Origin of the sequence: Pseudomonas migulae NBRC 103157, assembly GCF_002091715.1 — a bacterium.
Taxonomy (GTDB): domain Bacteria; phylum Pseudomonadota; class Gammaproteobacteria; order Pseudomonadales; family Pseudomonadaceae; genus Aquipseudomonas; species Aquipseudomonas migulae_A.
Genome location: NZ_BDAG01000017.1, coordinates 1 through 13,036, shown reverse-complemented (window position 1 = coordinate 13,036; position 13,036 = coordinate 1). Strand labels below are relative to the sequence as shown.

The 13,036-nt window shown below is 59.1% G+C and carries 9 protein-coding genes; all 9 read left to right on the top strand.

Annotation, left to right across the window (positions count from 1 at the left end):
• The first annotated feature begins 47 nt into the window (after positions 1 to 47).
• On the top strand, positions 48 to 827 hold the full coding sequence (yaaA, locus tag PMI01S_RS14645) for a peroxide stress protein YaaA (protein ID WP_084320715.1): 780 nt from the start codon (positions 48 to 50) through the stop codon (positions 825 to 827).
• Between the two features lie 827 nt (positions 828 to 1,654).
• On the top strand, positions 1,655 to 2,971 hold the full coding sequence (locus tag PMI01S_RS14640) for a nucleotide sugar dehydrogenase (protein WP_084320714.1): 1,317 nt from the start codon (positions 1,655 to 1,657) through the stop codon (positions 2,969 to 2,971).
• Positions 2,972 to 3,159: 188 nt separating this feature from the next.
• A complete protein-coding gene (gene alg8 / locus PMI01S_RS14635) occupies positions 3,160 to 4,641 on the top strand; it encodes a mannuronan synthase (RefSeq protein ID WP_371850922.1) in 1,482 nt (493 codons plus the stop codon).
• 35 nt (positions 4,642 to 4,676) lie between these two features.
• A complete protein-coding gene (locus PMI01S_RS14630) occupies positions 4,677 to 5,846 on the top strand; it encodes an alginate biosynthesis protein Alg44 (protein ID WP_084320712.1) in 1,170 nt (389 codons plus the stop codon).
• A 15-nt stretch (positions 5,847 to 5,861) separates the two neighbouring features.
• Complete coding sequence (gene algK, locus PMI01S_RS14625) at positions 5,862 to 7,367, top strand: alginate biosynthesis TPR repeat lipoprotein AlgK (RefSeq protein ID WP_084320805.1); 1,506 nt, start codon at positions 5,862 to 5,864, stop codon at positions 7,365 to 7,367.
• Positions 7,364 to 8,839, top strand: a complete 1,476-nt coding sequence (locus PMI01S_RS14620) for an alginate export family protein (RefSeq protein ID WP_084320711.1) — start codon at positions 7,364 to 7,366, stop codon at positions 8,837 to 8,839. Before algK ends, PMI01S_RS14620 begins: the two co-directional genes overlap by 4 nt.
• Before the next feature lie 26 nt (positions 8,840 to 8,865).
• Positions 8,866 to 10,437: a mannuronan 5-epimerase AlgG gene (algG, locus tag PMI01S_RS14615; protein ID WP_084320710.1), complete on the top strand. Its 1,572-nt coding sequence runs from the start codon at positions 8,866 to 8,868 to the stop codon at positions 10,435 to 10,437.
• A 10-nt stretch (positions 10,438 to 10,447) separates the two neighbouring features.
• A complete protein-coding gene (locus tag PMI01S_RS14610) occupies positions 10,448 to 11,908 on the top strand; it encodes an alginate O-acetyltransferase (RefSeq protein WP_084320709.1) in 1,461 nt (486 codons plus the stop codon).
• Between the two features lie 7 nt (positions 11,909 to 11,915).
• A partial coding sequence (locus tag PMI01S_RS14605) for a mannuronate-specific alginate lyase (protein ID WP_084320708.1) occupies positions 11,916 to 13,036 on the top strand: 1,121 nt, incomplete at its 3' end.

Sequence of the window (13,036 nt, the reverse complement as noted above, 5' to 3'; positions counted from 1 at the left end):
GAAGCCAACCCCCTAGAATCGCCCCCACGATTAAAGGAGACGACTTCATGCTGATGGTGATTTCCCCCGCCAAGACCCTCGATTACGAAACACCGCCGGCGACCCAGCGCTTCACCCAACCGCAATACCTCGACCATTCCCAGGAACTGATCCTGCAGTTGCGCGACCTGACGCCAGCGCAGATCAGCGAGCTGATGCACGTCTCCGACAAGATCGGCGGGCTCAACGCCGCGCGTTTCGGCAGCTGGACCCCGGCGTTCACACCGGAAAACGCCAAACAGGCACTGCTGGCGTTCAAGGGCGACGTTTACACCGGGTTGAACGCTCAGACCTTCAGCGAAGCCGATTTCGATTACGCCCAGCGGCATCTGCGCATGCTGTCCGGCCTTTATGGCCTGTTGCGCCCACTGGACCTGATGCAGCCATATCGCCTCGAAATGGGCACCAAATTGCCCAACGCCCGCGGCAAGGACCTGTATGCCTTCTGGGGTACGCGAATCAGCGAATGGTTGAACGAAGCCCTGGCCGACCAGGGTGATGACGTGCTGCTGAACCTGGCGTCCAACGAGTATTTCTCGGCGGTCAAACGCACGGCCTTGAAGGCTCGCATCATCAATACCGAGTTCAAGGACCTGAAAAACGGCCAGTACAAAATCATCAGCTTCTACGCGAAAAAAGCGCGGGGCATGATGAGCCGTTTCGTCATTGAAGAACGCATCAACGACCCGGCCGTCCTCAAGCAATTCGACGTCCAGGGCTATCGATACAGCGCCGAGCAATCCAACCCGGAAAACCTGGTGTTTCTTCGCGATCACGCTCCCGAGTGACGCACCGGGTCGGTGCACGACAGCCGGTATCTGCTCGTGCACCAACGTCTGATCGTCGAACAATTTACCGCCCGAATCGCCAAGCTCTTGGCGTCAAAAATTCAACAGTTACTTTCCTAACTTTAGTTTCACTCGACATCATTCATTTTTTTCAGTAGTGGCACTAAAAATATTTACCGGTAGTGGCACAAAACTATCTATCCGGCTAATCGCCCCGTGTAACAAGGGTGAAACAGCAAGTGCCATCAGTTTGAAAGTAGTGCCATCTTTCTCAACATTTCAAAAAATTTCAGAATTCGCGATGGGCGGACTGGAACTATGTCCAAATGCGTAGCTCCTACAACCGGTACCGATTATCTCTGAACATGTACGAGATAACTTACGCAGAGAAGAGATCACGTAGCGAAGTTGTCACAATAACTTCGGCTAAATAATCCCTGATTTGGGCAACACATGAAGGACAGGAGATAACGCATGACTACTATCCCCTATACGGCCAAGGCTGCGCCCCTATAAACGTGCTCACTCGAGCACCTGAACCGCTTGATTTACGGGCTTCTGGCCTGGAATCGAGCGCGCAAGACCTTAGCACGAAGGACCTCTGAACCAGAGGACTCGGCTGCATAACAGGGCAATTCATAATAATAAGGCCTGGTTACGCACATCTTGAGTGCACTTATTTAGACACTCGGAACTTATATGCCTGCACCCGGCATTGCGGCGCCTGTCGCCCGAACTTCCGAGTGCACTATGACCGCTGAACACGATTAACACCGGCCATTTAATGGCCTGGTAAATACCGGCTTGAAAATAGAGAGGTAAATGCGATGCGCATCAGCATATTTGGTTTGGGTTACGTCGGTGCAGTATGTGCCGGTTGCCTGTCTGCACGGGGCCATGACGTCGTTGGCGTCGATGTCGCCAAAGACAAGATCGATATGATCAATGCCGGCAAATCGCCGATCGTTGAACCGGGTCTGGGCGAACTGTTGGCCAAGGGAATCGAAACCGGCCGTCTGCGCGGTACGACCGACTTCGCCGAGGCGATTCGCGACACCGACCTGTCGATGATCTGCGTCGGCACGCCGAGCAAGAAGAACGGCGATCTGGAACTGAACTACATCGAAGCGGTATGCCGCGAGATCGGTTTTGTCCTGCGTGACAAGACCACCCGCCACACCATCGTGGTTCGCAGCACCGTTCTTCCGGGCACGGTCGCAAACGTTGTCATCCCGATTCTCGAAGATTGCTCCGGCAAGAAAGCCGGCGTTGATTTCGGTGTGGCGGTGAACCCTGAGTTCCTGCGTGAAAGCACCGCGATCGCCGACTACGACCTGCCACCGATGACCGTCATCGGCGAGTTCGACAAGGCGTCCGGCGACGTTCTGCAATCGCTGTACGAAGAGCTCGACGCGCCGATCATCCGCAAGGACATCGCCGTTGCCGAGATGATCAAGTACACCTGCAACGTGTGGCACGCCACCAAGGTGACCTTCGCCAACGAAATCGGCAACATCGCCAAGGCGTGCGGCGTCGACGGCCGCGAAGTGATGGAAGTGGTCTGCCAGGACAAAACGCTGAACCTGTCCCAGTACTACATGCGTCCAGGCTTCGCATTCGGCGGCTCCTGCCTGCCGAAAGACGTGCGCGCCCTGACCTACCGCGCCGGTGCTCTGGACGTGGAATCGCCGCTGCTGAACTCGCTGATGCGCAGCAACGAATCCCAGGTACAGAACGCCTTCGACATCGTTTCCAGCCACGACAAACGCAAAGTCGCCTTGCTGGGCCTGAGCTTCAAGGCAGGCACCGACGACCTGCGCGAAAGCCCGCTGGTGGATCTGGCCGAAATGCTGATCGGCAAGGGTTATGACCTGAGCATCTACGACGCCAACGTCGAATACGCCCGCGTTCACGGTGCGAACAAGGACTACATCGAGTCGAAGATCCCTCACGTCTCGTCCTTGCTCAACTCCGACTTCGACGAAGTGATCAACAACTCCGACGTGATCATCCTCGGCAACCGTGACGAGAAATTCCGCGCCCTGGCGCAGAACGCCCCGCATGGCAAGCAAGTGATCGACCTGGTCGGCTTCATGTCTCAAGCCACCAGCGTGAGTGACCGGACTGAAGGCATCTGCTGGTAACCGGCAGGTTGTAAGCGCTTCGCGCTGATCGCCAGCAAGCCGGCTCCTACAAAATCACCGCAAACCTGTAGGAGCCGGCTTGCTGGCGAAGGCGCCCTCCGGGGCGCCACAACCTTCGGCATTTACGCCTGCCTTAACCCCATCGGGCCACCCCACAGGCTCGCCCGAGATAGAGACGGATGCAGATTATGCACAGGCTAAAGCACGGCCTACTTCAGGCCGCCGGTTGGCTGTTTTACTTAAGTATTCTGATGGGCATCGCCATGGCGTTGCCTGCGAGTACGTTCGATTCCGAGTCGAAGGACTTCATCTTCCTGATCGGCTTCATCGGGATCTGGCGCTATTCGATGGGTGCCACGCACTTCCTGCGCGGCATGCTGTTTCTGTACGTGGTCTACCCGCACCTGCGGCGCAAAGTGCGCAAGCTGGGTAAAGCGGCAGACCCGTCCCATGTGTTTTTGATGGTCACCAGTTTTCGTATCGACGCGCTGACCACTGCCCAGGTCTATGCCTCGGTGATTCGCGAAGCGATCGACTGCGGCCTGCCGACCACCATGGTCTGCTCGATCGTGGAAATGTCCGATGAGAAGCTGGTGAAAAGCCTCTGGGCCAAGATGAATCCGCCCGCGCGGGTCAAGCTCGACTTCGTGCGCATTCCCGGTACCGGCAAGCGTGATGGCCTGGCCTACGGATTCCGCGCCATTTCCCGCCACCTGCCGGACGACCGTGCAGTGGTCGCCGTGATCGATGGCGACACCGTGCTCGCCGAAGGCGTCGTGCTCAAGACCGTGCCGTGGTTCCAGCTGTTCGGCAACGTCGGCGGCCTGACCACCAACGAGTTCTGCGAAGTGCGCGGCGGCTACATCATGAGCGAGTGGCACAAACTGCGCTTCGCCCAGCGTCACATCAACATGTGCTCGATGGCTTTGTCCAAGCGCGTGCTGACCATGACTGGCCGGATGTCGGTGTTCCGCGCCACCGTGGTCACCAACCCGGACTTCATCGCCGACGTGGAAAGCGACTCGCTGCAACACTGGCGCCTGGGTCGCTTCAAGTTCCTGACCGGTGACGACAAGTCGAGCTGGTTCAGCCTGATGCGTCTGGGCTACGACACGTTCTACGTGCCGGACGCCGCGATCCACACCGTGGAACACCCGCCGGAAAAAAGCTTCATCAAGGCCAGCCGCAAGCTGATGTTCCGCTGGTACGGCAACAACCTGCGCCAGAACGCTCGTGCGTTGGGCCTGGGTGTTAAACGCCTCGGCCTGTTCACCTCGGTGGTGCTGTTCGATCAGCGCGTGTCGATGTGGACATCGCTGCTGGGCCTGACGGTCGCGATCATCGCGTCCTTCAAGTACGGCACTGCGTTCATCCTGGTGTACCTGCTGTGGATCGGCATCACCCGCCTGATCCTGACCGTGCTGCTGTCCTTGTCCGGGCACCGGATCGGACCGGCCTACCCGGCGATTCTCTATTACAACCAGATCGTCGGTGCACTGGTGAAGATCTACGTGTTCTTCCGCCTCGACCAACAGTCCTGGACTCGCCAGCCCACTTCCCTGACCCGTGATCTCGCCAGCTTTCAACGTTGGTTCAACACTTGGTCGTCTCGGACCATGACCTTCTCCGCAGGCAGCATTTTTGTCGCCGTGCTGCTGATGATGGTCTGACCGCCCCTTTTTGAATTAACCAGGAAATCGCCCCTATGAATACCGCCGTCAACGCCAACGTAGTGCATGAGTCAGAAGCCCAGCGCCAACACGCCCGAGTGAAAATTCCGGCCAAGCTGCGCTTCTTCGGTCCGGACCGGACCCCGGTGGAAGCTCGAGTGATCGATCTCTCCGCTGGCGGCCTGGCTTTCAACGCCGGTCAGCTGCCATTGAAGATCGGCGACGTGTACAAGGCTCGCCTGCAGTTCGTCATCGATAACCTCGGCCTGGCCATGGACGTAGAGCTGCAAGTGCGCTCCTTCGACCGCCCGACCGGTCGCGTCGGCTGCCAGTTCCAGAACCTGGAACCGCAAGACATCTCGACCCTGCGCCACCTGATCACCTCTCACCTGGCCGGCGACATCGTCAGCATGGGTGAAGTGCTGGCAACCCTGCAGCGCGACAACTTCACCAAGGCGCGCAAGATCAAGGATGGCGGCCACGGCATGACCGCGTTCGGTCGTCTGCGTGCAGTGACCTTCAGCCTGGCGATTTTCATCGTCGGCCTGGCAGCGTTCGGTTTCATTTTCAAATCGGTGTATGGCATGTACTTCGTCAGCCATGCGCAGGCCGGTCTGGTCAGCGTGCCGGGCATGAACATCACCATGCCGCGTGACGGCACCGTGCAGAGCCTGATCAAGGCTGACGGCGTTGCCGCCAAAGGCGCTCCGCTCGCCACGTTCAGCACCAGCATGCTCGACGTACTCAAGGGTCATCTTGACGACAATCAACTGCAACCGGCCAAGGTTGAAGAACTGTTCGGCAAGCAAATGACCGGCACCCTGACCTCGCCATGCGATTGCACCGTGGCCCAGCAACTGGTCGCCAACGGTCAGTACGCCAGCAAGGGCGACGTGATCTTCCAACTGGTGCCACGCAACAGCGAAGCCAACGTCGAAGCGCGCTTCTCCTATCGCCAGTTCGGCGACGTGCGCCCAGGCACCAACGTCAGCTTCCAGATTGCCGGCGAAGACAAAACCCGCACCGGCAAGATCGTCAGCAGCACCAGCCTGAAAAGCGCCGACCTGTCGTCCGACATCCGCGTGTTGATCCAGCCTGACGAACCGCTGGACAGCAAATTCGCCGGCCGCCCGGTTGAAGTGAACAGCGACCGTGGCCCGAACCTGAACTGGCTGATCGATAAAGCCATGGCTTCCGGTCTTTAAATCGAGGACATGCCTGTGAACATCATAAACATCCTGAATACACCGCAATCCCTGTGGGAGCGAGCTTGCTCGCGAAAGGGTCAACTCGGTTTGTCTGATGCACCGCAGCGCGTGTTTCGCGAGCAAGCCTACTCCCACAAGGGTTATGCGTTCTGCGCATTGGCGTTGGCCATCAGCCTCAGCGGTTGCGCCGGCCTGCCCGACCAGCGCCTGGCCAATGAAGCCCTCAAGCGCGGCGACACCGCGCTGGCTCAGCAGAATTACAAGCAACTGGCCGACCTGGGCTACAGCGAGGCTCAAGTGGGCCTCGCCGATATCCAGGTCGACAGCCGCGACCCGGCGCAGGTCAAGCAGGCCGAGGCGACTTACCGCGCCGCGGCCGACGTTTCACCGCGCGCTCAGGCTCGCCTGGGTCGTCTGCTGGTGGCCAAGCCCGGCTCCACCGAAGCCGAACAGCACGAAGCCGAAGGCCTGTTGAAAAAAGCCTCGGCCAATGGCGAAGGCAACACGCTGATCCCGCTGGCGATGCTGTACCTGCAATACCCCCACAGTTTTCCGAACGTCAACGCGCAAAAGCAGATCAGCCAATGGCGTGCCGAAGGCAAACCGGAAGCGCGCCTGGCCCAAGTGCTGCTCTATCGCACCCAGGGCACCTACGACCAGCACCTCGACGAGGTCGTCACCATCTGCAAAGCCGCGTTGAACACCACCGACATCTGCTACGTCGAACTGGCCACGGTTTACCAGAAACAAGGCAAACCGGAACAGCAGGCCGAGCTGATCAAACAGATGCAAGCGGCGCATACCCGCGGCACCGTTTCCGCTCAGCGCGTTGATAGTGTCGCTCGTGTATTGGGCGATGCGAGCCTGGGCAAGACCGACGAGAAAACCGCTCAGTCGCTGCTCGAAGACATCGCTCCCGGCTACCCTGCTTCGTGGGTCAGCCTGGCGCAATTGCTCTACGACTTCCCGGAACTCGGCGATGTCGACACGATGATGAAGTACCTGGACAACGGCCGTGCCGCTGACCAGCCGCGCGCCGAACTGTTGCTCGGCAAGCTCTACTACGAAGGCAAATGGGTGCCGGCCGACGCGAAAGTCGCCGAAGAACATTTCCAGAAAGCCGTCGGCAAAGAAGTCGCCGCCGATTACTACCTCGGCCAGATTTACCGCCGCGGTTACCTGGGCAAGGTCTATTCGCAGAAGGCACTGGATCACCTGCTGACCGCTGCGCGCAACGGCCAGAACAGCGCCGACTTCGCCATCGCCCAGCTGTTTTCCCAAGGCAAGGGCACCCGGCCCAACCCGCTTAACGCTTACGTCTTCAGCCAATTGGCCAAGGCGCAGAACACCCCGCAAGCCACCGAGCTTGCGCAAACACTTGAAGCCCAACTGCCGCCTGCCCAGCTCGCCGAGGCCCAACGCCTGTTGAAACAAGAACAGGCCGTTCGTGGCGCCTTGAGTCCGAACACGCTGGAACTGCATGCCCTGGAAGAAGAAGACGGCGAGGAATCCCTATGAAGTTGAATCCATTTGTTAAGGCTGGTATTGGCCTGTCATTCGCCCTCTTGTGGTCGTGCCCAACCCTGGCGGCCCTGACCGAAACCAAGAACTACGGTCTCGATGTAAAAGTCACCGGCCAGTCCGAAGACGACCGTGACCTCGGCACCGCCAGTGGCGGCGACGTCAGCGGTGTCGGTCTCGACCTGCGTCCATGGGTCTATGGCGAAAGCGGCGCGTGGAGCGCCTACGCCATGGGTCAGGCCGTGACGTCCACCGACATCATCGAAACCGACACCTTGCAGCAGTCCGACAGCGACGGCACCCAGACCACCGACAACGGTGATCGCAAGACCAAGAAAAACTACCTGGCCATGCGTGAATTCTGGGTCGGCTACAGCGGCCTCACGCCGTATCCGGGCGAACAACTGAAGCTCGGTCGCCAACGCCTGCGCAACGACGACGGCCAATGGCGCGACACCAACATCGAAGCCCTGAACTGGACCTTCGACACCACCCTGTTGCGCGCCAACGTCGGTGTCGCCGAACGCTTCAGCGAATACCGCACCGACCTGAAAGAACTGGCCCCCAAAGACAAGGACCGCCTGCACCTCTACGCCGATGCGGCGTATCAATGGACGCCGGGCAACTGGGTCGGGATCCGCGGTCATCACACCCACGATGACGGCAAGCTCGACTACCCGGAACCCGGTGTGGCCGGCGACTCGCTGGACAAAAAACAGAACGGCGACATCAGCTGGCTCGGCCTCACCGCTGACAGCGACGCCTACAACTATCGCAACACCAACACCGTCAATTACTGGGGCAGCGTCACCGGCATGAGCGGCGACACCGACACAGTGAATCAGCTCAACGCCAACGGCTCCCGCCCGACCGAAGCCAAGCGCGGTGAAGACCTCAATGGCTGGGCCACCGACGTCGGTGTGCGCCTGCGCCTCGATCCGCAATGGCAAGTCGGTGCAGCCTATGCCCGCGCCAGTGCCGATTACGAACAGAACGGCCTGGAAAGCAACCGTTCGAACTACACCGGTACGCGTTCGCGGGTTCACCGTTTCGGCGAAGCCTTCCGTGGCGAAATGAACAACATGCAGACCGCCACGTTGTTCGGCTCGTGGATGCTCAACGACGAATACGACGCCAGTGTGATCTACCACAAGTTCTGGCGCGTCGACAGCAGCAAGCCCGTCGGCAGCAATGGCATCAACGCCGTCGATAACGATATCGATGGCAGTGGCGCGAGCACCTCGTTACCGCTCAAAGAGGGTAGCAACGACCTAGGCCAGGAAATGGACCTCGTCGTCACCAAGTACTTCAAGCAGGGCCTGTTGCCTGCCGCGTTGAGCCAGTCGATCGATGAGCCGTCGGCCCTCGTGCGTTTGCGTGGCGGTGTGTTCAAGCCGGGCGATGCCTACGGCAAAGAAGTCGACTCGTACATGCACCGCGCGTTTGTCGACGTGATCTGGCGCTTCTGATGCGAACCGCTAAGGGAGTTCCTGACATGAACAGTCCGAAGAGAGGCTCATTGACCTTGCTGGCCGGCGCGATGCTGCTGGCCAGTTCGGCGTGCTTCGCCAATGTGGAGCCGGTCAAGCCGACCACCACGGCCAAGGAATTGCAGCAGGCCAAGACCTACACCGTCAGCAGCGCGCCCACCGCACCGCTGGAACTGGCAAAACCAAAACTGCCGGACACCTCCGGTTACACCAGCGACGCCATCGCCGCGAAAATCGTGCGCACCAAGGCCGGCAAGATCAGCGTGCGCCGGATGATGCAGGAAAACGCCCTGAAGGACTTCATCGGCGGCGATAACAAAATGGCCGAATGGGTGGTGCGTCAGCACGGCATCCCGCAGGCGATTTTCATCGACGACGGCTACATGAACCTCAAGGACCTGGCGAAGAAACTGCCCAAGCAGTACTTCAGCGAAACCTCGCCGGGCGTGTTCCTGGCGAAGTTGCCGATCGTGGTCGGTGAAAAAGGCATCCTCGAAATCGACAAACAGACCCAGGAATTGCGCCTGTCCCAGGAGGCCGGTTCGTTCCTGGTCAACGACGGCCAGCTGTTTGTGCGCGATACCAAAATCACCGGCTGGCGCGAGAAAGACAACGGCCCGGCGACGTTCAAGTCGCCGAAGGAATTCCGTCCGTTCCTGCTCGCCTGGGGCGGTACCCAGACCTACATCGCCAACAGCAAGATGGCCAGTTTCGGCTACGCCAACAGTAAGTCCTATGGCGTGAGTATTTCCCAGTACACGCCGAACATGGCCAAGGTGCTCAAGCGCCCTGAGCCGAGCGGCTGGATCATCGATTCCGAATTCTCGGACATGTGGTACGGCTTCTACTGCTACGAAACCCGCGACTTTGTGGTCAAGGGCAACACCTACAAAGACAACATCGTCTACGGCATCGACCCGCATGACCGCTCGCACGGTCTGATCATCGCTGACAACACCGTCTACGGGACCAAGAAGAAGCACGGGATCATCATTTCCCGTGAGGTCAACGACAGCTTCATCTTCAACAACCGCAGCTACGACAACAAGTTGTCGGGCCTGGTGATCGACCGTAACAGCGTCAACAACATCATCGCCTACAACGAGATCTACAAAAACCACACCGACGGCATCACCCTTTACGAGAGTGGCGACAACCTGCTGTGGGCCAACAAGGTCATCAGCAACAAGCGTCACGGCATTCGTATTCGTAACAGCGTGAACATCCGCCTCTATGAAAACCTGGCCATGGCCAACGGACTGACCGGCGTCTACGGCCACATCAAGGACCTGAGCGACACCGACCGTGACATCAAGCTCGATCCGTTCGATGCCCAGGTGTCGCTGATCATCGTTGGCGGCGAACTGGCCGGTAACGGCAGCGGACCGCTGTCTATCGACTCGCCGCTGAGCGTCGAGCTGTATCGCGTGTCCATGCTCGCCCCGACCAAATCCAGCGGCATCAGCTTCAGCGGGATTCTCGGCGAGCGTCAGGATGAAATTCTCGACCTGCTGGTGCGCCAGCAGAAAGCCGTGCTGATCGACCCTGTCGAACGCCAGACCGAAATGCGGGACTGAGGATAATTTTATGCACCCACACTTGATCAAATTACTCAGCCTGTCGGCGTTGACCGTCGGCATTCTCGCGGCCAGCGCCGGCGCCCGTGCCGACGAAGCTGCCGCTAAAGTAAGTCCACCGGCATTCAACGCCGAGCCGTGCTGCAGCCTGTGTCCGGCCGCCCACGACGCGAAGAACTACACCACGCGTTATCAGCAGAACTTCACCACGCTGGTGCAGGCTCAGGGCGACTGGCTGTTCCGTACGCAGGAAGACTTGCGCACCGAATTCGACACCACGCCCGCCGGCTACAAACGTATGAAAGAACTGCACGATGCGTTCAAGAGCAAAGGCGTGGAGCTCGTTGTTGTTTATCAACCCACTCGTGGCCTGGTGAACCGCAACAAGCTCAATCCGGAAGACAAGGCCAAATTCGATTTCGACAAGGCCTTGAGGAACTACAAGACCATGCTCGGCCGTTTCGAGCAGATGGGTTATGTCGTGCCGGACCTGTCGCCGCTGACCAACGAATCGCTGCCCGACACCCTGCCCGCCCACGACTTCTACTTCCGCGGCGACCAGCACTGGACGCCGTATGGCGCCCAGCGCACTGCGAAAATCGTCGGCGAGAAAATCAAGCAACTGCCTGAGTTTGCCGGCATTCCGAAGCGCGAATTCGAGAGCCATAAGTCGGGTCGCATGGGCAAGACCGGAACGTTACACAACATGGCCGGTCAACTCTGTGGCACCAGCTACGCGATCCAGTACATGGATCAGTTCACCACCGAGCCAAAAGGCGAAGCGGCGGATGGCGACCTGTTCAGTGACTCCGGCAATCCCGAGATCACCCTGGTCGGCACCAGCCACAGTGGCAAGAACTACAACTTCGCCGGTTTCCTCGAAGAGGCCATCGGCGCCGACATCCTTAACGTGGCGTTCCCCGGCGGTGGCCTGGAAGGTTCGATGCTGCAGTACCTGGGCAGCGAAGAGTTCCAGACCAAGCCGCCGAAGATTCTGATCTGGGAATTCTCGCCGCTCTATCGCCTTGACCAGGAAACCATCTACCGCCAGATGATGGCGCTGCTGGACAACGGTTGCGAAGGCAAGGATGCACAGATGACCGGCAGTGCAACTTTGAAACCGGGCAAGAACGAATTGATGGTCAACAGCAAGAACCTGAACCTGCAAAACAGCAGTCACCAGGTCGACATCCGTTTCGCCGATCCGTCGGTGAAAACCCTGCAAGCCACCCTCTGGTACATGAACGGTCGCCACGAGGACATCAAGATCGAAAAACCGGAAACCTCCGACACTGACGGGCGTTTCGCCTTTGAGTTGCGCACGGACGAAGACTGGGCCTCGCAGAATCTGCTGGCCGTCGAAGTCCAGGGCCCTGAAGCAGGTGCCGCGCCGCAAAAAGTCGAAGCGAAAATCTGCAAACGCAACGTGTTCCCGAGCGCCGAGCAGCGTACTGCTTCGGTCGGGCAATGAGGCAATCATGCAAACCCGAACTTTGAAAAAGTTACTCGCGCCCTCCCTGCTGACGCTGGCCATGTTCGCCGGCGCCACCCAGGCCGCCGCGCCGCTGCGTCCGCCACAGGGTTACTTCGCGCCGATTGAAAAAGTCAAAACCGGCGACAGCAAAGAAGGCTGTGACGCGATGCCGACGCCGTACACCGGCGCGCTGCAATTTCGCAGTAAATACGAAGGGTCCGACAAGGCCCGTTCGACCCTGAACGAGGCATCGGAAAAAGCCTTCCGCGACACCACCGCCGACATCACCAAGATCGAGCGCGGCACCAGCAAACGCGTGATGCAGTTCATGCGTGACGGTCGCCCGGAACAGCTTGAATGCACGCTGAACTGGTTGACCGCCTGGGCCAAGGCCGATGCGCTGATGTCCAAGGACTTCAACCACACCGGAAAATCGATGCGCAAATGGGCATTGGGCAGCATGGCGTCTTCGTATATCCGCCTGAAGTTCTCCGACTCGCATCCGTTGGCCAACCATCAGCAAGAGTCGCAGTTGATTGAAGCCTGGTTCAGCAAAATGGCCGATCAGGTGGTCAGCGATTGGGACAACCTGCCGCTGGATAAAACCAACAACCATTCGTACTGGGCCGCCTGGTCGGTGATGGCAACGTCCGTCGCCACTAACCGCCGCGACCTGTTCGACTGGGCCGTGAAGGAATACAAGGTCGGCGCCAATCAGGTCGACGCCCAAGGCTTCTTGCCCAACGAACTCAAGCGCCAGCAACGCGCCCTCGCCTATCACAACTACGCCCTGCCGCCGCTGGCGATGATCGCCAGTTTCGCCCAGGTCAACGGTGTGGATTTGCGTCAGGAAAACAATGGCGCATTGAAACGCCTGGGTGATCGAGTACTCGCCGGTGTCAAAGACCCGGAAGAATTCGAGAAGAAGAACGGCAAGGAACAGGACATGTCCGACCTCAAGGTCGACTCGAAATTCGCCTGGCTCGAACCGTTCTGCACGCTCTACACCTGCTCGCCGGATGTGCTTGAGAAGAAGCACGAGATGCAGCCGTTCAAGACCTTCCGCCTCGGGGGTGACCTGACCAAGGTCTACGACCCGGCCAACGAAAAAGGCAAAGGCTCCTA